The organism is Micromonospora sp. ATLC16, assembly GCF_057196645.1.
Genome location: NZ_JBXUOW010000008.1, coordinates 66,983 through 88,237 on the forward strand (window position 1 = coordinate 66,983; position 21,255 = coordinate 88,237).

The 21,255-nt window shown below is 69.5% G+C and carries 18 protein-coding genes; 12 read left to right on the top strand and 6 right to left on the bottom strand.

From position 1 onward, the window contains the following. Positions 1–693 precede the first annotated feature (693 nt). On the bottom strand, positions 694–1,173 hold the full coding sequence (locus AC2CHE_RS05730; protein WP_484503834.1) for a GNAT family N-acetyltransferase: 480 nt from the start codon (positions 1,171–1,173) through the stop codon (positions 694–696). Next, positions 1,170–4,652, bottom strand: a complete 3,483-nt coding sequence (locus AC2CHE_RS05735) for an orotidine 5'-phosphate decarboxylase / HUMPS family protein (protein WP_484503835.1) — start codon at positions 4,650–4,652, stop codon at positions 1,170–1,172. The genes AC2CHE_RS05730 and AC2CHE_RS05735 overlap by 4 nt, the downstream gene beginning before the upstream one ends. Before the next feature lie 55 nt (positions 4,653–4,707). On the opposite strand from AC2CHE_RS05735, the gene AC2CHE_RS05740 reads away from it, so the two are divergent. The 9 genes from AC2CHE_RS05740 (at position 4,708) to AC2CHE_RS05780 (ending at position 12,426) form a co-directional block, all read left to right on the top strand. Next, a complete protein-coding gene (locus AC2CHE_RS05740) occupies positions 4,708–4,929 on the top strand; it encodes a hypothetical protein (RefSeq protein WP_484503836.1) in 222 nt (73 codons plus the stop codon). Between the two features lie 121 nt (positions 4,930–5,050). Beyond that, complete coding sequence (locus tag AC2CHE_RS05745; RefSeq protein WP_484503837.1) at positions 5,051–6,484, top strand: APC family permease; 1,434 nt, start codon at positions 5,051–5,053, stop codon at positions 6,482–6,484. Next, positions 6,481–7,479 (top strand): acetamidase/formamidase family protein, encoded by a 999-nt coding sequence (locus AC2CHE_RS05750; protein WP_484503838.1) that lies wholly within the window; start codon positions 6,481–6,483, stop codon positions 7,477–7,479. Before AC2CHE_RS05745 ends, AC2CHE_RS05750 begins: the two co-directional genes overlap by 4 nt. A 6-nt stretch (positions 7,480–7,485) precedes the next feature. Beyond that, the gene (locus AC2CHE_RS05755; protein WP_484503839.1) at positions 7,486–8,160 is read left to right on the top strand and encodes a GOLPH3/VPS74 family protein; all 675 of its coding nucleotides are present in this window, start codon (positions 7,486–7,488) and stop codon (positions 8,158–8,160) included. A 101-nt stretch (positions 8,161–8,261) separates the two neighbouring features. After that, positions 8,262–9,173 (top strand): SAM-dependent methyltransferase, encoded by a 912-nt coding sequence (locus tag AC2CHE_RS05760; RefSeq protein WP_484503874.1) that lies wholly within the window; start codon positions 8,262–8,264, stop codon positions 9,171–9,173. Then, on the top strand, positions 9,173–9,778 hold the full coding sequence (locus AC2CHE_RS05765) for a deoxynucleoside kinase (RefSeq protein WP_484503840.1): 606 nt from the start codon (positions 9,173–9,175) through the stop codon (positions 9,776–9,778). Before AC2CHE_RS05760 ends, AC2CHE_RS05765 begins: the two co-directional genes overlap by 1 nt. Before the next feature lie 56 nt (positions 9,779–9,834). Further along, positions 9,835–10,863 (top strand): zinc-dependent alcohol dehydrogenase, encoded by a 1,029-nt coding sequence (locus AC2CHE_RS05770; protein WP_484503841.1) that lies wholly within the window; start codon positions 9,835–9,837, stop codon positions 10,861–10,863. Continuing rightward, on the top strand, positions 10,853–11,974 hold the full coding sequence (locus AC2CHE_RS05775) for a DegT/DnrJ/EryC1/StrS family aminotransferase (RefSeq protein ID WP_484503842.1): 1,122 nt from the start codon (positions 10,853–10,855) through the stop codon (positions 11,972–11,974). The genes AC2CHE_RS05770 and AC2CHE_RS05775 overlap by 11 nt, the downstream gene beginning before the upstream one ends. After that, positions 11,971–12,426, top strand: coding sequence for an NUDIX hydrolase (locus tag AC2CHE_RS05780; RefSeq protein ID WP_216931389.1), 456 nt, complete (start codon positions 11,971–11,973; stop codon positions 12,424–12,426). Before AC2CHE_RS05775 ends, AC2CHE_RS05780 begins: the two co-directional genes overlap by 4 nt. A 112-nt stretch (positions 12,427–12,538) precedes the next feature. Here AC2CHE_RS05780 and AC2CHE_RS05785 read toward each other — a convergent pair whose 3' ends face one another. Next, positions 12,539–12,985, bottom strand: a complete 447-nt coding sequence (locus AC2CHE_RS05785; protein ID WP_216931388.1) for an NUDIX domain-containing protein — start codon at positions 12,983–12,985, stop codon at positions 12,539–12,541. 323 nt (positions 12,986–13,308) lie between these two features. Here AC2CHE_RS05785 and AC2CHE_RS05790 point away from each other — a divergent pair, with 323 nt between their 5' ends. After that, on the top strand, positions 13,309–13,644 hold the full coding sequence (locus AC2CHE_RS05790) for a type II toxin-antitoxin system RelE/ParE family toxin (RefSeq protein WP_484503843.1): 336 nt from the start codon (positions 13,309–13,311) through the stop codon (positions 13,642–13,644). Next, positions 13,644–13,961 (top strand): helix-turn-helix transcriptional regulator, encoded by a 318-nt coding sequence (locus AC2CHE_RS05795; RefSeq protein ID WP_484503844.1) that lies wholly within the window; start codon positions 13,644–13,646, stop codon positions 13,959–13,961. The genes AC2CHE_RS05790 and AC2CHE_RS05795 overlap by 1 nt, the downstream gene beginning before the upstream one ends. A 252-nt stretch (positions 13,962–14,213) precedes the next feature. On the opposite strand, the gene AC2CHE_RS05800 is transcribed toward AC2CHE_RS05795, so the two are convergent. Further along, positions 14,214–14,531, bottom strand: coding sequence for a hypothetical protein (locus AC2CHE_RS05800; RefSeq protein ID WP_484503845.1), 318 nt, complete (start codon positions 14,529–14,531; stop codon positions 14,214–14,216). An 86-nt stretch (positions 14,532–14,617) separates the two neighbouring features. Here AC2CHE_RS05800 and AC2CHE_RS05805 point away from each other — a divergent pair, with 86 nt between their 5' ends. Beyond that, positions 14,618–15,127: a hypothetical protein gene (locus AC2CHE_RS05805; protein ID WP_484503846.1), complete on the top strand. Its 510-nt coding sequence runs from the start codon at positions 14,618–14,620 to the stop codon at positions 15,125–15,127. 57 nt (positions 15,128–15,184) lie between these two features. On the opposite strand, the gene AC2CHE_RS05810 is transcribed toward AC2CHE_RS05805, so the two are convergent. Both AC2CHE_RS05810 and AC2CHE_RS05815 read right to left on the bottom strand, forming a co-directional pair. Next, positions 15,185–15,655 carry an SRPBCC family protein gene (locus tag AC2CHE_RS05810; protein WP_484503847.1) on the bottom strand — a complete coding sequence of 157 codons (471 nt, stop codon included), beginning with the start codon at positions 15,653–15,655 and terminating at the stop codon, positions 15,185–15,187. 58 nt (positions 15,656–15,713) lie between these two features. Continuing rightward, positions 15,714–21,227, bottom strand: a complete 5,514-nt coding sequence (locus AC2CHE_RS05815) for an ATP-binding protein (protein ID WP_484503848.1) — start codon at positions 21,225–21,227, stop codon at positions 15,714–15,716. Between the last annotated feature and the right edge of the window lie 28 nt (positions 21,228–21,255).

Sequence of the window (21,255 nt, forward strand, 5' to 3'; positions counted from 1 at the left end):
TCCGCGGCCACCGGAGATACCGTCCGCGGCCCTCCACGCGTTGCTCGCCGCACCCGAAGTCACCCGGCCGGCGACCACGCCGACCCGCCGCCCGACCCCGGCCAGCCCAATCCGCCGATCGATCTACAGAACAGCCTGCCAACGGAGAGAGGAGATGCCCATGGCCCTACACCCCACTCCCACGCCACGAGCCGTCCTGGGAGGGACATGGCCACACGCCGTGACCAGCAATCACGCGCGAACACACCACACCCGTCGCCGCCGACCGCGCCCACGCGGACAACCGGCGGCGAGGCCCCGACCGCACACCCCGAGGCGGACGCTCCACGCCTGCCAGGGACGCTGTCGATGGCCCGCTACCTGACCGACCCCGCAACCGAAAGCGAAATCCAAGCCCTGGCCGCCGAAGCCGGCCTCCCCACCGTTGACCAAGCCGCCACCCTCGCCCGCCTGCTCCGCCTACACCAACCCGCACCGCCACGCGCCGCGTGAACCGCGCCTGCCCCTGCTCGGGGCGGGCGCGGCCCGCTTCAGCCGTACGCTAACGATCGGGCGCGCACTGCGGCGCTACAGCGTCCGTTGCTGCGCTGCCCACGGTCTGTCGCCGTCTCTTTAAGATACGGCGATGTTCCGCGTTTCTCTACGTCTGGCAAGGGCTGCCCAGGGTTCGGCACCCGGGCGGGTCACCTGTCGCTAACCGCTGATCGGTCGCTCGTACACCGCGCGGTGCTTTCCCGGCCCCTTGTAGTCGTGGATCACGGCCACGCCATCCTCGGTCGTGTCGCCGGGGACGTTGCTGAAGCCCAGAGCGAGCCACGTTCTGTGGGCGGCGTAGTTGTCGGGCTCGGACGTGAGGAAGAGGCGGCGGCATCCCCAGACAGAGCCCTGCCGGTGGACTTCCTCTACGAGCGCCCGGGTGATCCCCTCACGGCGGTGGCCGGGGTGCGTCATCACGTCTTGCAGGTAGATCTCCGAGGGGTCGACCTGGCTTCGAAAGGCGATCACGCTTCCGGCGACCTGGCCGTCGATGATGACGAGTGGGCAGGTGTCGGCGAACAGCGTGGCGTACAGCCAGTAGTCCGATGAGCTCCGCAGCCTGATGTACGGCTCTCCCAGCGCCAGGAGCTTTTCGAGGTCGGGGATGCGGTCGACCGTGAGTGGGGTGATGATCATGAGTGGTGTCCTTCGATGAGTTCGATCGATGCGGCGAGGTCCCGCGCGGCGAGGGCGGGGTCCAGGGAGTCGGTGACTCCGCGACCGACGACGAGGATGTCCCAGGAGTGTCGTCCGCTGGCTTCGACGTCGGTGGGTTCGAAGCCGCCGGAGACTGCGACCGGCAGCTTCGTCCAGGACCTGATGAGCTGCGCCTGGTCGAGGGGGTGAAAGCCGGCCACGCCCAGGTCGATGTTCGTGGTGATGGCGAAGCCGTCGACTCCCGCGCGTTCCATGTCCTGGACCCAGCCCTGGACCAGTCGGCCCTCGGGCACGTCGATCATGATGGGGATACCCAAGCGCCTGCTCGCTTCGGCTGCCGCGGACACGCTGGCGATGCTGGCGGGTCCGATGAGCAGTACGACGTCGGCTCCGGCCTCGGCGGCGAGGACCACCTGGTCGCGTCCCCAGTCGGCGGACATCATCTCGGCGACGATCCAGGCATCGGGAGTTCGCTGCTTGACCGCGCTGATGGCGTGGACGCCGACGCTTTTGATGAGCGGGTCGCCGATCTCGATGAATTGCACACCCGCGCTGGCTGCGGCTTGGGCGACGGTGATCGCGTGGTCGACGTCGCGGACGTCGAGTGCGATCTGAAGTGCCCGTCTGTCTCGGAGGCGCCGGAAAGCTTCTTTACTGATGCCTTCGGCGATGGTCGTGGCTGTGCCCTGCTGCTCAAGCAGGTTGGCTTCGGCGCGTACGAGCCAGTCGGCCGAGGCGACGCCCTGGCAGATCAGCGCCGACTGGACGTTCGTGGGCAGCCGCAGAGCACCGGTACGGATCTCTCGGAGCAGGCCGAACAGGGCACTGCGGGAGGAGTCCTCATCCTGCAGCGGTTGCCTTCCGCACTTCAGTAGGAGTCGCTGGGCGGCAACTCGCACGTTTCGAGGGCCGTGGCGCCATGCGTCCTGGCTCCGAATGACAAGATCGGCGGCCGAGTCTTCGTCCCCAACTCTGAGGGACAGTCCTCGGAGGAGACGTTCGCGAACATGCCAGTTGCGGTCGTCGAGAAGCGTGGCCGGGAGATGTTCCAGACCGGGGACGGTCGACCGGCCGGCAGTTTCGGCGGCGGCGGCGCGGACTTTGTAGTCGCGGTCCGTGGTCAACGCCTCCATGATCGAGACCACCGTCTGCTGGGGGATCGCGTGGCCTGCGCGGATCCCCTCGGCGAGGGCGGCGCGGGCTCGCCAGTCGGGGTGGGCCAGAAGAGTCTTCAGCTCCTGGGAAGTGCTGTCGTCGGCGGTGAGGAAGACGTAGAAGTGTCGGGCGAGGAACACCGCGTCCTCTACGGTGTCGAGCTGCGCGAGGCGGACGAAGTCCTGGACGGCCGCGAGGGGCAGCTGCGTCTCGACGCAAGCCACGATGTCGGACCAGACTGCCGGACCGAAGCGGCGCAGCACCCGCAGCATCCATCGCGGGTACTCCGCGCCCAGAGCCGTCGCGGCTGCGTTGGTGTGCAGGAGGGCTCTGGCCAGCGATAGGCCATTGTCGTGCAGGCACCGGGAGGCGCACACGCGCAGCACCTCGGCGGTGGTGAACGCCGGGCTCTCACCGGTGAGTTCGAGCATCAGGGGCAGCGTCTCGGTGATGCTGATCGACGGTGACTGGGCGACGGCGGCCAGCAGCTCCGGCGACGTCGCGTCCAAGCCCTGCAACAAGAATTCCAGGACGCCCCGCAGGTCGCCCGACGCGCTCGTGCGGGCGGCCAGGTCGTTGAGCAACTCGATGGTGAGGGTCGACCGTCCGTGTGCCTCGATGATCTGGGCGAGCCACCGCGCGAAGAGAAACTCACGGATGACGTCGTGATGGAAGGTCAGATCCACGGACCGGCCCGACCGCACGAGTCTCGCGATCGGAGACGCGGTAAGTTCACTGACATCGCCCGGCGGGTTGGCTTCGATCGAAGGAAGCAGCGGGTGCGGCCATGCCGCAGCGAGCTGCCTGCGGGCGAGTGCCGTCAGGTCCGCCGTCGCGCGGTCGACGTTCAGGCTCGCCGCCTTCAAGATCGAGGCGACGCAGAATTCCACGAGCCGGTAGGCGTTGGGTTGCCCGAGCGGCTCGGTCGACTTGGCCGCTCGGATGAGGCTCATGTACAGCGGCAGGCGGGCCAGGTTGCGAATCTTCGGAGGCAGGGCGTCGAACGGCGGTTCATCGACATGCCGCTGAGCGTTCCACACCTCTCGGGCGGTGGGGATGTCCCAGCGGTCCAGCCGCAGCGAGGGCTCGGCACTCTGCGCCTGGCCCCGACCGGGCATGACCGCTGCCGACAGGACGGGGTAGGGCGCCAGCTCGATCTCCGGTGGTGTGCGCAGTACGAGCAGAAACCTCAGGTTGCCCGAGAGCACCTGCCGCAGGGTGGCGTCGAGCTGGCGGCAGACCTTGTCCACCACGGCGTGGGACTGAGGGCTGTCGATGATGACGAGCAGCGGCCGGGACAGGTCCCGGCTCTCAATTTCTAGGGTCAGCAGGGAATCCTCGCCGGCCGGTTGGGATCCGTAGCGGAGGATCTCGCGCGCCAGGTCGGTGTCCTCGGTCCACGAGTCCGCGGTCAGCAACTGAACATCCACTTCGGGTGCCCGCGACGCCAGGTGGTGGGTGAAGCTGGTCTTGCCGCAGCCCGGGGGCCCGATGATCAGATAGACGCGCGCGGTCGAGGCGAGGAAGTCCGCCACCAGGCGCTGGATGTCGGCCGGGGGCGTGTACGCGAGATCATCGGGTTGTTGGCCACCGAGCGCGGCGAGGACGGCGGCCGTCCGTTCTTGGGACCGGGTGCCGAGATCCTGCCTGGTGGGCCGGCTGCCGCCGGCAGGCACGGTTGAGGCGCTCGGCTCCGCGGTCGCTGACGCCTTGAGGGTCTGGGCGAACCGCTGCTTGACCTCGGTTGGTGACCGTGCCAGATCGACATCGAGCATCTGTTGGGTCTCGTAGCGCATCCGGGTGGCGGCACCGCGCTTCTCCCAGTTGGAGATGGCCGCCGGATTGACGCCCAGGTGCTCGGCGAATCCGCGCACGCTCATGCGTAGAGCCAGGCGTAATGCTTTCGCCTCGCGGCCGGTCCACCGTCGTACTGTCTCCACGGGATTGCCCCCAGGCCGTGCACTCAGCGTCATTGTCGCAGTCGGCAGCGTAGTAGACGACGGCGGGCGCAGACGAGCTGAAACTAGGACAACACTAGAACGTCCACGCGTGGTCACGGGACAGGCCGGACCCGCAGGCTGGTCGCATAGACAACCACGGCGATGGATCGGGCGATCGGAAGTTCGCCAGACCTCCACCGCCGTGGACAGCCCTCGCGTTCGCGAGCAGCGGTGATGGTGGAGGTGCCCCGTGGCCATAGACGTGCGAAGCGGCGTCCTGCGCGACCGCGTTCGCCGCGCCGCATCCCGCCGGAGCGGTGAACGGCCAGCGCAGTCCGAACTGCCTGTCTCGACGGTCTTCACCCTTGAAGGACTGCTGCTCTGCCGCGGTTGCGGCACATCGCTGCAGCCCGCGCGAATGCTCGGCCAGCGCGCCTACCGAGGACCCTGCGGTTGCCGGCTGACCGCCGTGGATGCCGAGGCCATCGAACAGCTCGTCCTGGAGGCGGTGGCGGCACCAGCGCCGGCATTGGTGGCGGACGCGGCACCTGAGGAACTCGGCGGCATTTTCCGCCGCTTGTTCGTCGCCGTGCGGGTCGGTGGCTGCGCCCAGGACTTGTCCATCGTCTGGCGCCTCTAGCAGCCGATCCAGCAGTGCCTGGCTATGCGTCTGCCGCCTGAGCCGCTGCCGCCGCCTGGCCAGATCCATCACCGCCGCGAGCGCGCCGGCATCGATGACCGACAGGAAGGAACGACACACCATGCACACGAGGCAGACAGCGCCGCCACCGGAGATCGGCGTGGCGCAGGTGTCGCCAGACTCGTCGCGGTTCGGGTACCGACCGGAGCTGCGCCGCTCACTCGGCTTCGCCGACCTGCTCTTCTACGGGCTGGTGTTCATGGTGCCGATCGCACCGATGGGCATCTTCGGATCCGTCTACGCGGGCGCCGGCGGGATGGTGGCGCTGGCCTACGTGGTCGGCATGGTGGCGCTGGTGTTCACCGCTGCCTCGTACGCCCAGATGGTCAAGGCGTTCCCGCTGGCAGGCAGCGTCTACAACTACGCGGGCCGGGGAATCGGCGCACCGGTCGGCTTCCTCGCGGGCTGGGCCATCCTGCTGGACTACGTGCTGGTGCCGAGCCTGCTGTACCTGATCGCGGCGGTCGCGATGCACTCCACCGTACCGGTGGTCCCCGTCTGGGCTTGGTTGGTCGGCTTCGTGCTGCTCAACACGCTGATCAACTACCGGGGAATGCGGATGACGGCCCTCGTCACCCGCGTGATGCTCATCGGCGAGGTGATCGTACTGGTGACCTTCCTTGCCGCAGCCGGTCGTGCTCTCGCGCAGGGCAAGGGACAGGGCTTCTCGTGGACGCCGCTCTACAACCCTGACACGTTCACCTGGGCGCTGGTGTTCGGCGCGGTGTCGATCGCTGTGCTCAGCTTCCTCGGCTTCGACGGCATCTCGATGCTGGCCGAGGAGAACAAGGGCGGCGCGGGGCAGATCGGCCGGGCGATGGCCGCCGCGCTTGGCGTGGCCGGACTGCTCTTCATCACCCAGACCTGGATGGCCGCGTTGCTGGTGCCCGAACCGGGCGGCCTCGTGGCGAACGGCGACCCGGACGGGACAGCGTTCTACGACGCCGCGCGTATCGCCGGTGGCCCCTGGCTCGCCACCCTGTGCGCGGTCGCCACCGCCGTCGCCTGGGGCGTGGCGAACTCTCTCGTCGCGCAGGTCGCCACCTCGCGGCTGCTGTACGCCATGGCCCGCGACCGGCAGCTGCCGAAGTTCCTGGCCACGGTCTCGGTGCGTCACAGCGTGCCCACCCACGCCATCACTCTCACCGCGCTGGTGTCGCTGGCGATCGGCCTGTACATGAACTGGCGCACCGACGGCATCACGCTGCTGTCCAGCCTGATCAACTTCGGCGCGCTGACCGCGTTCCTCGTCCTGCACCTCGCCGTCGTCTGGCACTACCTGGTCCGCCGCTGCAGCCGGAACTACGTCGCGCACCTGATCCTTCCGGGAATCGGGTTCACGATCCTCGCTTACGTCGTGGTCAACGCCAACGTGGCCGCGCAACGCCTCGGCTTCGTCTGGCTCACCCTCGGCCTACTGACCCTGGCAGGTTTGTACGCCGCCGGCCGCCGGCCCCAGCTGTCCGGCCTCGCAGACGGACGGGACTCGGCATGACCAACACCGTCACCTACCAGCCGAGCGAGAACGAACTGCGCCACACCTTCGGCACCCACCCGGCGGTCGCCGAGATCACGCCCGGCAGCCTCCTGGTCACCAGCACCGAGGACTGCTTCGGTGGCGCCATCCGCACTGTCGATGACCTGCCCTCGAAGGTGTGCCAGGCGTTCAATCCCGTCACCGGCCCCTTCCACGTCGCAGGCGCGGAGCCCGGCGACACTCTCGCGCTGCACTTCGCGGCCATCACTCCCGCCCGCGACTGGGGCATGTCCGCCACGTTCCCGCACTTCGGGGCGCTGACCGGCACCCACACCACGGCGATGCTGCACCCGCCGATCGAGGAACGCGTGTGGCGTTACACCATCGACGCCGCCGCCGACACCGTCACCTTCCACGCCCGCCGCTCCGACCACGCGGTCGTCATGCCCCTGGAGCCGATGCTCGGCACGGTGGGAGTCGCTCCGGCCGGTGGGGAAGTGCGATCCACGATCGTGCCTGACGCCCACGGCGGGAACCTCGACACTCCGGAGATCCGTCCGGGAGTCACCGTCTACCTCGGCGTCAACGTCCCCGGCGCGCTGTTCGCTATTGGCGACGGCCACGCCCGCCAAGGCCAGGGCGAGGTGTGCGGCGTCGCGGTGGAAACTGCCATGAACGTCACCGTCGCCGTCGACCTGATCAAAGGCATGGCTACACCATGGCCGCGTATTGAGACCGACCACCGGATCGTCTCGATCGGCGCCGCCCGGCCTCTGGAGGACGCGTACCGGATCAGCCAGCACGACCTGGTGACCTGGGCGGCACACCTGACCGGGCTGGAGTTGCTTGATGCCTACCAGCTCGTCTCCCAGGCCGGCCGCGCTGCACCCGGCAACGTCTGCGATCCGCTGTACACGATGCACGCGGCCCTCACCAAAGCTGTCCTGGCGGGCGCGAGTCCCTACGGCGGGGTGCATCACCGGCTGCGCCATCTCGCTGAGTCGACCAGGTGAGCCGCCATGAGCCACGCCGCATTCGACACCCCGCCGGTCCGCCTCCCGTTGCGCGTCGAGCTGTTCGTGCTGACCCACAACGACTGCGGCGCTCCGCTGGCTCACCTGCCATCCCTGTCGCTCGCGCTGGCTGGGGCCATCCTCGCCAACCTGGTAGCGCCGATCGAGCGGGTCCGCGTCGTCGGCGACGCCGCCATCGCCGTGCACCGGCAACCCACCGGCGACCCGGTCGCCGACTGGGCGCTGACGTTCCTGGCCCGCCACCACCGTGCGCTGTCGGTCCGTGAGGCCGTGCGGCTGCTCGGCGAGCACGCCTACGACAAGGTCACCGCCGGGCTCATCGCCGGAGGCATGGTCGAGCAGGTCACCAGACGCCGCATGCTCGGCCGGGTCACCGCGTACCCGCCGACAGACCCCGCGGTCATCCACCGCGTCCGCGGGCGCCTGCGCTATGGCGTCCTCGGCTACGACGACCCCGACCCGCAGACCGACGCCCTCGCCGGTCTCCTACGGGCCCTACGGCTCGAATCCGAGCTGTACCTCGACGGCTTCGACACCGACCTGCGCGAGCGGCTCCGTCAGATGCTCGCCCGCGCCGGACATCACACACCCGCCACCGAAAGGATCGTCTGCGCCGTCGAAGACCTCATCGGCGAGACCGCCGTGTCGGTGTACCGATGAGCACCCAGGACACCGCCACAAGCATCGCGCAGCGACCACCACCGAGGGCGACCACGAGCGCCCGAACCGGCACCAGGGGAACGACCATGGGAACTGAGGCGATGAGCTGGGCACCCTCCGAGCTTGATCTGAGCCGCCCGAACGCCGCGCGAATGTACGACTACTTCCTTGGCGGCAGCCACAACTTCGCCGCCGACCGTCAAGCAGCCGACGCCGTCCTCGCCGTCGCGCCCCACGTGGCGGACGCTGCCCGGGCCAACCGAGCGTTTCTGCGCCGTTCCGTCCGATACGCGCTGCAGCAGGGCATACGGCAGTTCATCGATCTCGGCTCGGGCATACCGACCGTCGGCAACGTCCACGACATCGCTCACTCGGTCAACGCCGACGCGCGGGTGCTCTACGTCGATGTCGAGCCGGTAGCCGTGGCGCACGCCAGAGCGCTGCTCGGAGTCGATCCGCGAGTGGACGTCATACAGGCAGACATCTGCTTCCCGGACTTCATTTTCAACAACCCCGCCACCCAGCGGCTGATCGACCTCGCCCGCCCGGTGGCCATCCTGTTCGTCTCCGTCCTGCACTTCATCCCCGGCGATGTCAACGCCATCGTGGAACCCTTTCGCGCCGCCGCGAGTCCCGGCAGCGCCCTCGTCATCTCCCACGCGACCTCCGGCGCAGCGACCAACCAGACTGAGGAGGTGCAGCGGCTCTACCAGCGCACCCCCACCCCACTGCAACTCCGCCACCTCGCCGATGTCCAAGCGCTGTTCGGTGACTTCGCCATGGTCGCGCCCCAACCCGGCGCAGCATCGCGCCCAGGCGGCGCCGCGCTTGTCCCGGTGTCTCACTGGCGCCCCGACCCCGAGGACCACCTCCCGGCGGAAGGGTCGTCGGCGAGCCCTTTCCTCGCCAGCTTCCTCGCCGGAGTTGGCATGAAAGGACACGCCGTCATGACGGAACAGCCAAGGCCAGAACCGACCGGACAAAGGGCGCTCCGGCCAACGGGCAGGCGCTGATGTTCATCGGACTCGCCGGGCCGACAGGCGCCGGCAAGACGACCCTCGCACACCGAATCGCCGAGCGCCTCGGAGCGCATCTGATGCGCGACCCGTTCGCCGACAACCCCTATCTCCCGAAGCTGTACGCCTCGGGAAAGACCCGTCCCGTGGCCCTGACTCTCCAGGTGGAGTTGACCTTCCTGGCGCTCCGCGTCGCGCAGCTTCGCGAGATCCGCGACCTGCTCATCCAGGGCACATCCGTCGTGGCGGACTGGTCCATGGCGCAGCAGGTCGTTTTCGCCCACACCACTCTGCCGCCCGAAGACGCCAGTCGAGTAAGGAAAACCTGCGCGACCTGGAGCGACGCCGCCGCACGACCCGACCTTCTCATCGCCCTGACCGCGCCAGCGCCGGTCCTGGCCCGCCGGATCGCGCAACGCGGCAGACCCATGGAAGCCGCGCTGTCCACCGCCTACCTCGAACACATCGCCCGAGCCTTCGACACACCGCTTCATGACTACGCCAGCCGAATCATCCGGCTCGACACCAATGCATTCGACGCCTTCAACGACGAAGACGTCGACGCGCTCCTCGCCCGCCTACCAGCCCTGGAGAGGTCATGACCGAGACCGACGTCGCTCAGCCACGCACTGCCCACGCGCCTCCTTGCAGCAGAGTCATGATCACTGGACCGGGTCAGGTCGAGATCGTCCGCGAGTATCTGCCCACACTCGGCCCCGACGACGTCTACGCCGAATCGGTCGTCTCCGGCATCAGCCACGGCACCGAGATGGCTTGGGTAGCCGGAGACGCCGCCGCGCTGCACCGGTCGTGGGACCCACAGCGACGCATCTTCCTCGACGGTGCCGGCAGGGATTTTCCGGTAGCGCCCGGCTACGAGACCATCGCGCGGGTCACCGCCATCGGCGAGGCCGCTGTCGGCAAAGTCAACATCGGCGATCATGTCACCCTCGACCGACCGCACGGCACCGCGCACATCGTTCCCGCAGACGCTGCCGTCGCCAGCCGTTTGCCGGCCGGTGTCGACCCCGAACGCGCCGTCTTCTTCATCCTGGCGCGCGTCGCCCTCGGCGGCGTCCACGACGCCGAGGTGCGCCTCGGCGACACCGTCGTCGTGGTCGGGCTCGGCACCGTCGGCCTCCTCGCCGGCCAACTCGCACGGCTCGCCGGAGCCGCCAAGGTCATCGGGGTGGACCGCTACCCGCTGCGCCTTGACACCGCCCACTCCCTCGGCATCACACCCGTGCACGCCGCCACCGCTGACGACGTCGCCGTGCAGGTCCGCAAGCTCTGCGGCCCGCAGGGCGCCGACGTCGCCATCGAAGCCTCCGGCTCCTACCGCGGCCTGCACGAGGCGATCCGCTGCGTCCGGGTCGGCGGCCGGGTCGCGACCGTCGCCTCCTACCACGGCGACCAGAACGGCCTACGGCTCGGCGAGGAGTACCACCGCAACCGCATCACCCTGGTCTCCTCCATGACCGTCAACGGCTGCCCACAACGCGCCCACCCCACCTGGGACCTGCCCCGACTCAGCGCCACCGCCCGAGAGTTGGTCATCACCGGGCGGGTGCACGTCGACAGCCTGGTAACCCACCGCTTCTCCTTCAGCGAGGCGGCCACGGCGTACCACCTGATCGCCCAGCGCCCCGAGGAGACCATCAAGGTGGTGCTGACCTATGACGAGTAGCAGCCACGACGTCCTCAACCCCGTCGACGACCGGTACACCCCGGCACCCTGCGGCGAACTCGACGAAATCCGCGCCACCCTCGACGACGGCCGCCTCTCCGGCGGCGCCCCCGTTCTCGCCATCTACGAACAGGCGCTCGCCAAGCGCTTCGGTGCCCGCCGCGCCATCGCTGTCAACTCGGGAACCTCCGCGCTGCACGCCGCGCTCATCGTCCTTGGCGTCCGGCCCGGCACGGAGGTCCTGGTTCCGGCCACCGCGCCCCTGCCGACGGCCATGCCGGTGCTCACCTGCGGAGCCACGCCCGTCCCCGTCGACACCCTGCCTGAATCCCTCGCCCTCGAACCCGCCGATATCCAGCGCAAGCTCACCGGACGCACCAGCGCCGCCATCACGCTGCCGCTCTGGGGCTACCCCAACGACGAGCGAGCCAGCGCAGACCTTCTCGCCCAGGCGGGAGTGCCGGTCATCGAGGACGCATGCCAAGCCCACGGCACCCGAGTCGGCAACCAGTTCGCCGGCACCCGCGGCGCAGTCGGCTGCTTCTCCACCCATGACCGCAAGCTCCTATCCACCGGTGAGGGCGGCTTCGTCTTGACCGACGACGAGGAGCTCGGTGAGCGCATCGACTGGTACACCCACCTCGGCCACCTGCGCGGCACCACCCACGGCGTCAACTACAAGCTCGCCGGCCCTCTGGCCGCCATCGGCCTGCGCCGGCTCAAGCTGCTCGACGGCCAGCTCGACCGACGTCGTCGCAACGCCCAACGCATCCTCGCCGCGCTACCGCCGGGCGGTCTGCTGCGGGAACTGCCGTACGGCGTCCAGGACAAGCCGAACTACTACAACCTCGTCCTCACCATCAAAGACCGCATCCCGCAGGTCGCCGCCGCGTTCGAGGCCGCCGGACTACCACCCGACTCGATCAGGTGGCGCTACCGGCCGCTGTACCACCAGCCCATCTTCCAGCCCTACGCCAACCAGTGCCCCAACGCCGAACACCTCGCCACGGCCACCGTGCAGTTGCCGGTTCACCCCGGAATGACCGACGCGACCGTAGCGTGGATAGCCGACCGCGTAGCCCAGATCGCCCAGGGAGAGACCCGAGCATGATCCGTCATTTCACCAGCTCAGCCATCGTCTTCAACGACGAGGGCCACGTCCTGCTCGTGCACCACAACAAGATCGACCTGTGGCTGTACCCCGGCGGACATGTCGATCCCAACGAGGACCCCGCCGAAGCGGCACTGCGCGAGGTGCACGAGGAGACCGGGATCGTCGCCGACATCCTTGGCCCACAGCCGTTCCGGCACCCCGCCGTACGAAGCATCCCGAGCCCGTTCGCCATCATCGAGATGGACATCGAAGACCGTAAGGTCGGACCCCACCGACATATCGACTTCGTCTACGTCTGCCAGGCAACCGGTGGCGACCTGACGGCCCAAGCCGAAGAGGTTGGCGGCGCACGGTGGGTACCGGTAGAGGGCATAGCGGCCCTGCGCACACCCGCCGAGCTTCCCGACCTCATCACCGAAGCCGCCCGGCTGATTCCCCAGCCGGCCTGAGTGCTCCGGAAGGAGGCGGAGGAGCCCGGGATACCGGGCTCCTCCGCCTCGCTCGCCAGCGACCAGGAAGGCTTCCCTCAACCACTCTTGGACTGCCAGGGATCTGCCCTCGTCAGCTGAACTCCGATAGCAACGCCTCAGTGTTCGCGAGGATGAAATCCTTCAAGGCCTCAGGCTTCAGATCCACCTCAGGAAGGCGGTCGACCCCCACCCGGTCCATGGCATAGCCACCGCGGCTCGGGTCGGTGAACTCCGGACCTGTGCGGGCGCTCTCTTCAACCCGCGTAAGCCGGCAGGAGATGAAGTGCTGTACGGACACCCCATCGGCCGACGGCGAGCTGAACAAGAACACCTGACTACGCTGCTCTACCTCCGCGCCCAACTCCTCCCGCAGCTCCCGGCGTAGAGCCGCAGCGAGGGAAGCATCAGTAGGTTCAAGGCCACCACCGGGCGCAGTCCAGTAAGGGTTCTGGCCGGGCCTCGTTCTCTTGATCAATACAAGCCGGTCAAGGTCGTCCCACAGGATCGCCCGTACCGAGCGGCGCAGAACCTCCCGCATGTTGGCTCCGATCAAGAGTTGCCATGGCGCAGGCGAGTCAAAGTTACGCCACCACCGAGCCGGCATGCGCGGGACGGCCCGCACCGCGCAGGGCTTGCTGCATCTGGCTTTTTCCGACACTTGACTACCGCGAAGAGGCATTCGAGGCCGAGATGAGACTGCGCCGGTCGGGGAACGAGCCCGCTGGCGACTCCTGGCGTCGGCCGAGTCGACCTCGGCGGATTGCGCCACGGCTCGCGTTGATGGCGCCCGGGTCCGAGTGTTCGAGACCAGGCTTGCGAATAGCGTTATACAATTTATGGTATAGTCGGCTGGTGGGGTCTGTGGTGGTGCACCCCGAGGCGGTCGCGGAGCTGGCAGCGTTGCCGACTCCGGAGCGAGTCGCGGTCGTCAACGCCTTTCAGAAGCTGGAGGCACTGGGGCCGACGCTGCCGTTTCCGCATTCCAGTGCGATCAAGGATGCCGATCGGCTGCGTGAGTTGCGGCCGAGGGCCGGGCGAAGTCCGTGGCGGGCGTTCTACCGCCAGATGGGGGACGTGATCTTCGTGGTGGGGGCGATCGGTCCGGAAGCGGCCGTCAGGCCGCGCGATTTCGTCCGTGCCGTCCGCAGCGCGGAGGATCGGCTCAACAAGATCGAGCAGGATGAGGAGGGGCACTGATGAACCTTTCCGACATGGTGCCGCTGGATGCTGTCATCGCCGAGCAGCGGCAGGACCCGGCATTCCGCCAGGCGTGGGACGAGGGAGTGTTCGCCCGGCAGGTGGCGATCACTCTGGTCCGTTACCGGGCCGAGCACGGCCTGACCCAGCAGCAGTTGGCCGATCTGCTCGCGGTCCACCAGCCCAACGTCGCCCGGCTGGAGAGCGGCGAGAAGACGCCCACTCTGAAGGAGTTGGCGCGGATGACCGCCGTCACCGGGTTGACGTTTCATCTGTCGGTGGCAAACGGCGCTGTGGAGTTGTCCGAAGCAGCCTGACGGACGTGCCAGGGGATCCGATGGTTCACGGCGCGTGGCCGGCCGATGCCGGCTTTGCAGGCGGCTGAACCTTCCGCATCGCTGTGCCGGGCCGTAGTCAGGGGACTGGTTGATCGGGATGCTCGGCGAAGAAGCGCTCTGCAGTTTGCTGGCTGATCAGCGATTCGTCGAGTAGCCATTCGACCGCCCGGCGGGCTGCTCGGGTATCTCGAAAGTCCTACCAGGCCTGCAGGAGGTGTGGGTTCTCCTCGTTCAGCTCGTCCCTGAACCGGCGGAACGCGCCGCGGCCGTTGATCGCGCGGGCGAGTCGGCGGGCTGCTCGGTCGTCGCTGACGAGGTCAGTGAAGTCGGCCATGTCCTGGTACCAGATGTACGACGGTAAGGTCGGATCGCGGGGAGACCCAGATCGTCGAGATCGATCGGGTTCGTGCCGTCGACGCCACCCTCCCGAGTCCACAGGACGATCTCGCCGGTCTCCGGGTTGATCAGGTGCCGATGCTCGTCGTAGAGATTCTGGTCCGACAGTGCGAACGCGATTTCGTCGAGGTCGAACCGCTCGATGTCCAGCATCGTCCACCCCAACCGGCTTCCCGTGTCCACACCCTGATCGGGCTACCAACGTAGAGCGCCGCGGGCCGGTTGGCTACCGTACGGCCATGTCGACCTCCGCCGCGCCGCGTGACCGATTTGCGAGCCTTCTGGGGCAGCCGGGCGTGGGGGCGTTCAGTGCGCGCCGCACGGCTCGTGCTGATCACCTGTCGCTGGAGGTGCGGGGTCTCGGCCCGATCGCCTCTCCGGTGTCGGCCGCCGCGCTGCTCAAGGCGGCCGCCGTCGCGCTTGCCGGACCGGAGCCGGCGGTTCTGACCGTCGACAGCACAGCTGTCGGTAGCGCCGATCTTGTCGCCGTAGCGATGCAGGGCGAGACCACCGGTGTCCTGGTGGCCGGGCCGGAGTCGGCGACGCGCGCCGAGCTGATCGACGCGAGGGGGTCTCCGGTGACCGACGGTCCGCTCACCGACGGCGTCGGTACCTTCGAGGTCGACAGTCGCGCAGTCGCCGGGGTGAGGATCCTCGACAGTGCGGGCCAGCCGTTGCTCACCGCTGCCACGCCACATCTCGTCGCCGACAGTTTCCAGTTCGCCGAACCGACGGTCTGGGCCTGGTGAGGAGCCGCCCCCGAACCCCTCGGGGTCGGGGGCGCGCCGGCAGTGGGCCGGGTGCGGCTACGTCGCCATGCGGCGGGTCAGCTCGGCCGCCCGGTGGGCCGCGACCTGCCGGGCCTGGCCGGCCACGAACCGCCGCAACGGCGCCGGTGCGTGGGCGGTGACCCGTTCGTCGACCCGGGTGCCCTCCGGTACCGGGGTCAGCTCCACCACGGCCCGCAGGGACACCCAGCCCGGGCTGCGCACCTGGCTGACCAGCGGGCCGTGCGGCGGCGTCGACACCATGCGTACCCGGATGCGGTTGTCCCACCGCAACGGCCCGACCAGCCGGAACCGCTCGACGGCGACGTACTCGGCGGTCGCGCGGCCCTCGGCGTCGTGACCGTGCCGCACGTCGTCGACCGCCACGATCAGCGGCGACAGTCCGATGTAGCTGCGCGGATCGGCCAGGTGCGTGTACACCACGTCGGGCGGGGCCGCGACGGTGCAGGTGGTCTCGAACGCGATCGGCGGCTTCCGGTCCTCGGGCACGCCCCATGGTGGCACGCCGACGGCCGGACCGTGTCCCGCCGCCGACGTGCCCGACAGGTCAGGACGGCGGAGCCGCCTTCGCCAGGCCGCGCTCGACGGCCGCGATGAGCTGCGGACGCAACTCCTCGGGCCGGATGATGGCGTCCACCGAGCCGACCTCGACCGCGCGCTGGATGCTGTGCACGCCGTCGAACTCGGCGGCCACCTCGGCCAGCTTCTCCGCCCGCACCGACGCCCGCACGTCCATCAGCTGCGTCACCAGTGCCGCCCGCTGACCGCCGGTCGCCGCCGCCACGCGGGCCTCCAGCTCGGCCACCCGGTGATCCTTGGCGGTACGGACGTTGACGTCAGCGGCGAACACCACCGCTGCGGCCGGCGCGCCGCCGATGACGGAGGCGAACGAACCCTCCACGGCGAGGACCGTCATGTTCGGGTTGAGCGCCTTGGAGAAGACCACGAACGCGCCACCGTGGTACCGCGAGATCACGCAGAAGACGATCGGCCCATCGAAGTTGACGATCGCCCGGCCGATCTCCGCGCCGTACTCCAGCTGCAACTGTCGCATCGACTCCGGCGAGCCGTCGAAGCCGGAGAGGTTGGCCAGCACCACCAGCGGCCGGTTTCCGCTGGCCGCGTTGATCGCTCGGGCCGTCTTCTTCGACGAGCGCGGGAAGAGCGTGCCGGCGGTGTAGGTGTCCGGACCGTCGGTGGGCGGGAACCCGCGCCGGGGCACCGAGCGGGATTCGATGCCAAGCAGGCACACCGGGATGCCGCCGAGGTGCACGTCCTGCACGACCGCCGTCTCGGCGTCGGCCATGCCCGCCCAGCGTTCCAGGACCGTATGGTCCTGGTCGGCCAGGGCCCGCATCAGCGTACGGATGTCGAACGCCTTCTTGCGGTCGGGGTTGCGCTCCCGGGAGAAGATCTCGCCGACGGTGGTGAAATCGCTGTCCGGCACGCTGTGCGGGTAGTCGGAGATGTCGCGGTCGACCGGGTCGGTGGTGACGGCCCGACGTGGCCGGCTCTCGCCAGGCGCCACGTAGGCGTGGTCGTGGTAAGCCATCAGGACCTGGTGGGCACCGCGCAGGTTCGGCGCCCAGTACTGGGCCTGACCGTTGGGGCCCATCACCCGGTCGTAGCCGCCGATGCCGAAGTTGTCCTCGGCGGAGACCCCACCGGAGAAGTCCAGCGACTGCTTGCCGGTCAGCACCATCGCCGAATCCGGCGTCATCACCAGGATGCCCCGGGTGTGCATGAGCATCGTCGCCTCGGCGTTCCAGTACGGCTGGGCGCCCACGGTGATTCCCGCGACGACGATGTTGATCTCGCCACCGGCCTGGGTGAACTCGACGATCCGCCTGAGCGCGGCGGCCACCCAGTCCATGTTCTCGGTGCCCGAACTCATCGAGATCCGCGCGCCGGCCGAGAGCGCGAACCAGTCGACCGGTACGCGCATCCGCTCGGCCAGGTCGAGCGCGGCGATCACCCGGGCACACTCCGGCTCGGCCAGCGCGCCCAGCGCCCTGGTCGGGTCGCCGAGCAGCACCACCCGGGTGACACCTTCCGGATAGCGCTCGGTGGGCGTGCTCGCCACACCAACCACGATGCCCGCCCGGTTGTGTCCCTTCGGCCGCTGTACCGGGACGAGTTCGCCGGAGTCCGTCAGGTCGTACTCGACGAAACCGCCGTTGCGGCCGGCCAACATCTCGGTCAGCTCGTACGGGTAGGTCGTGCCGCGCCGCCGAGCCGACAGCACCTTCTGCCGGTAGTCGTCGAGCGGCTGGATCAGCTCCGCCGTCGGCTCGGTGACGGAGATCCGCATGCCCTCGTCGTAGGAGATCTGCACCGCGATGTCGGTCAGCTCGCCGGTGTCCTGGTGCCGCTGGCGGCCGAGGAACAGCACCTCCTCCAACCCGGCGTCCGCCGTGATCGGCAACACCCGCTGGGCGACGGTGTTCAGCTCCTCGATGCTCAGGTCGTTGGGCGGCCAGACGAAAAGGGTGATCCGGTTGGTGTCGAATCGCTTCTTCGCCGGGCGCTGCGCCTGTACCTTGCGGATCGCGTCGAGGCAGGCGTCGAGCGCGCCCTCGACCGCGGGCAGCGCCAGGATCCGGCCGTCGGTGTCGCGCAGCGGGGTGAGGTCGCGTACCTGAGCCATCGCGGCCAGCCGCTCGTCGGCCGGATTGTCCGGCGCGGCGCAGTGGAAGAGGTACACCTCCTCGTCGGCCGACGGCAGCCGGGTCAGGTCGAAGTTGCGTAGCCGGGGCAGTTGCAGACGCTGGGCGATCAGCGGGTGCAGGCCCCGGATCACCCGGTCCTCACCGAGTTCCGGCCGGAAGGTGAAGTGGTGGTGCATCTCGGCGCCGTTGCGCCCGGCCGCCGAGATCGTCACCCGCTGGAGCAGGTCCAGCAGCCCGGCCTGGTCGAGCACCTCCCGCAGGGTCGCGGCCATCGCCTCCACATCGGGTTGCTCGGCCCAGGTCAGGTACACGTCGGCGACTGACGGCGCGGCATCCCGGCCGGGAACCGGCGACGCCGGGCCGGCACCGTCGCCACCCGCTGCGACCAGCTCGGCGACCTTCGTCAGGGTCGCCGGCAGGCCGGCGAAATCCGTGGCCGCGGCGACCAGGCGGAAGCGCTCGCCGTCCCGGTCGTACCCTGCGGTGAAGAACGACTGCCCGGCCACCTCGACGGCTCGGGCGCCGTCCGCGCCACGGCTGCCGTAGTAGCGGCGGCTGAGCACCTCGAGCATCGGGCCGTGGTCGACGCCCGGCCGGCCGATGCGCTGGGCGAGCAGCCGGACCAGCGGCTCGGGTGAGGCGACCATCGTCGCGATCCGCTCGGCCCGGTCCGCCGCGCCGGGGGCACGGTCGAGATAACGCAGGTTGCCGCGAACGTCGGCGTACACCTCCGCCCGCTTGCGGCGCAGCATCGGCTGTGCCGCCCAACGGAACACCACGCTGCGGGCGAGGTCGCCGACCACCGGGAAGCGGCGCTGGGTGGCGAAGATCAGGTGTTCCAACGCCTGACCGACCAACTCCCGCAGGCTGGCGGCCGGCGGCGGCTCGGTCAGCCACCGTTGCAGGAAGGTGACGATCACCTTCACATCGGCCGCGGTCCGCTGCTGGGCCAGGAAGATCCGGAAGACGGCCTCCTCCAGCTCCGGCGTCCGTTCGAAGTCCTCGACGCCGTAGTGGGCGAGCACCCGGGCGAGGCGCTGGCGGAACGTCTCCGGCAGGGCCGCCCGCTCGACGTCGAGGCACTGGAGGTAGCTGTGGAAGTACTCACGCGGGCTGTGCACCCGGGTGTCGGTCTTGGTCTCCTCGCCGGCCGGACGGTTGCGACTCAGCTCGGACAGGTCGGCGAAGACCTGGAGCAGCTCGACCTCCTCCTCCAGCGGCCGGTGCGGCAGCTCGGCCCGGGCTGCCAGGTACCCGGCGAGGGCTCGGCGTTCGTCCCGCGGATCCAGGTCGTAGCCGAGCAGCAGGCTGCGCAGCTCGGCGATGCCCCGTGCCACGCGGTCTCCGGCGGAGAGCCCGGTGGGCTCGGGCGGCAGCTCCAGGTCGACGGCCGTGGACTCGGCGGCCTCGCTCGCGGCGCCGTCACCGAGCGGTTCCAGGCGCAACAGCGGTGCGCCGGTCTCCACCTGACTGCCGACGGAGACCAGGCACTCGCGCACCTTCGCCGCGAACGGGGCGCGCAGCACGGTCTCCATCTTCATGCTCTCCAGGACCAGCACCGGCGCGCCGGCCTCGACCTCGTCGCCCACCGCGAGCGGGGTCGCGACGACCAGCGCGGGTGACAGGGAGCGCAGTACGCCGCCCTCGTCCCGGCTGACCCGGTGCGTGATGCCGTCCACCTCGACCAGGTGGACGGGTCCGTGGGTGTCGGTGACCAGCCGGAACCGCCGGCCGTTGACCAGGATCCGGCCACTGTGCTGGTCGAAGCGTTCCAGCTCGACGTCCACCGTGGAGGTGTCACCGACGCCGACCCGGAACCGGTGCGGGCCGGTCTGCGCGACCGAGACCCGGTACGTCGCGCCGCGCAGCTTCAGGTCGATCGGCCGACCGCTGGCGTGCTGGACCTGGGGACGGCCGCCGTGCGCGGTGGAGAGCAACCGCTGCCGCTCGACGTGCGCCTCGTCCTCGTACGCCTCGATGGCGGCGGCGGCCAGCGCGACGCCGGAGTGCCGGGTGGAGACCAGGCGGCCCTGAGCGCGGACCCGGTCGATCCAGCCGGTGTCGGCGCTGGCGTCGATCACCTCGCGCTGATCCAGCAGGTCGAGCAGGAAGCTCTTGTTGCTCGCACCACCCTCGATGATCACCGTGGTCTCGGCGACCGCGCGACGCAGCCGGCTCAGCGCCTCGTCACGGCTGCGGCCGTACGCGATGATCTTAGCGATCATGGAGTCGAAGTCGGCGGGGATCACGTCACCCTCGCTGACCCCGGTGTCCACCCGCACGCCGGGACCACTGGGCAGCACCAGTCGCACGATCCGGCCGGGCGACGGCGCGAAGTCCCGGTCGGGGTCCTCGGCGTTGAGTCGGGCCTCGACGGCGTGCCCCGCCTCGACCGGGATCCGGTCGCCGAGCCGACCACCGGCGGCCACCTGGATCTGCGCCTTGACCAGGTCGAAGTCGGTGGTGGCCTCGGTGATCGGGTGCTCCACCTGCAACCGGGTGTTGACCTCCAGGAAGGCGAACATCCGGTCACCCGGGTGGTAGAGGAACTCCACGGTGCCCGCACCGCGGTAGTCCACGGCCAGCGCGAGCCGCTCGGCCGCCTCCTTCAGCTCGCGGGTCTGCTCGGCGGAGAGCACCGGCGAGGCGGACTCCTCGATCACCTTCTGGTTGCGTCGCTGCACCGAGCAGTCCCGTACGCCCAGCGCCCACGCGGTGCCCTGGCCGTCGGCGATCACCTGCACCTCGACGTGCCGCGCGCCGGTGACCAGCCGCTCCAGGAAGACCACACCGCTGCCGAACGCGCGCTGCGCCTCCAGGCTGGTGCGCTCGTACGCCTCGGCGAGTTCGGTGTCGCTGCGCACCACCCGGATGCCCCGCCCACCCCCGCCCGCGGTCGCCTTCAGCATCAGCGGGTAGCCGATCTCGGCGGCGGCGCGCTGAGCCGCGGCGAGGCTCTCCACCGCGCCGCGGCTCCACGGCGCCACCGGGACGCCGACCTCCTCGGCGATCAGCTTCGCGCCGATCTTGTCGCCGAGCTTGCGCATCGCCTCCGGGCTCGGGCCGATGAAGGTGACGCCGTTCTTCTCGCACAGTTCGGCGAAGGCCGGATCCTCGGCCACGAAGCCCCAGCCCACCCAGGCAGCGTCGGCGTCGGTGTCGTGCAGCGCCCGTTCGAGGACCCGGTGGTCCAGGTAGGGTCGCGCCGACGCGGGTCCGAGACAGTGACTGTGGTCGGCCTCGCGGACGAAGGTGGCCGAGCGCTCCGCCTCGGTGTAGAGCGCGACGGTCTCGATCGGCGGAGCGTCGGTCTCGGCGTTGAGCTCGCGAACAGCGTGGATCAGCCGCATGGCGGCCTCTCCCCGGTTGACGATGGCGATGCGGCTGAACACCGAGCAGGCCTCCGGAAGATCGTCCCTG

What these genes read in the sequence shown, in the direction of transcription:
- AC2CHE_RS05765 (WP_484503840.1), top strand. Translation starts at nt 9,173, where the DNA reads ATGTTCATCGGACTCGCCGGGCCGACAGGCGCCGGCAAGACGACCCTC.
- AC2CHE_RS05740 (WP_484503836.1), top strand. Translation starts at nt 4,708, where the DNA reads ATGCTCGGCCAGCGCGCCTACCGAGGACCCTGCGGTTGCCGGCTGACC.
- AC2CHE_RS05795 (WP_484503844.1), top strand. Translation starts at nt 13,644, where the DNA reads ATGAACCTTTCCGACATGGTGCCGCTGGATGCTGTCATCGCCGAGCAG.
- AC2CHE_RS05780 (WP_216931389.1), top strand. Translation starts at nt 11,971, where the DNA reads ATGATCCGTCATTTCACCAGCTCAGCCATCGTCTTCAACGACGAGGGC.
- AC2CHE_RS05770 (WP_484503841.1), top strand. Translation starts at nt 9,835, where the DNA reads ATGATCACTGGACCGGGTCAGGTCGAGATCGTCCGCGAGTATCTGCCC.
- AC2CHE_RS05750 (WP_484503838.1), top strand. Translation starts at nt 6,481, where the DNA reads ATGACCAACACCGTCACCTACCAGCCGAGCGAGAACGAACTGCGCCAC.
- AC2CHE_RS05805 (WP_484503846.1), top strand. Translation starts at nt 14,618, where the DNA reads ATGTCGACCTCCGCCGCGCCGCGTGACCGATTTGCGAGCCTTCTGGGG.
- AC2CHE_RS05745 (WP_484503837.1), top strand. Translation starts at nt 5,051, where the DNA reads ATGCACACGAGGCAGACAGCGCCGCCACCGGAGATCGGCGTGGCGCAG.
- AC2CHE_RS05800 (WP_484503845.1), bottom strand. Translation starts at nt 14,531, where the DNA reads ATGCTGGACATCGAGCGGTTCGACCTCGACGAAATCGCGTTCGCACTG.
- AC2CHE_RS05760 (WP_484503874.1), top strand. Translation starts at nt 8,262, where the DNA reads ATGAGCTGGGCACCCTCCGAGCTTGATCTGAGCCGCCCGAACGCCGCG.
- AC2CHE_RS05755 (WP_484503839.1), top strand. Translation starts at nt 7,486, where the DNA reads ATGAGCCACGCCGCATTCGACACCCCGCCGGTCCGCCTCCCGTTGCGC.
- AC2CHE_RS05775 (WP_484503842.1), top strand. Translation starts at nt 10,853, where the DNA reads ATGACGAGTAGCAGCCACGACGTCCTCAACCCCGTCGACGACCGGTAC.
- AC2CHE_RS05785 (WP_216931388.1), bottom strand. Translation starts at nt 12,985, where the DNA reads ATGCGGGAGGTTCTGCGCCGCTCGGTACGGGCGATCCTGTGGGACGAC.
- AC2CHE_RS05730 (WP_484503834.1), bottom strand. Translation starts at nt 1,173, where the DNA reads ATGATCATCACCCCACTCACGGTCGACCGCATCCCCGACCTCGAAAAG.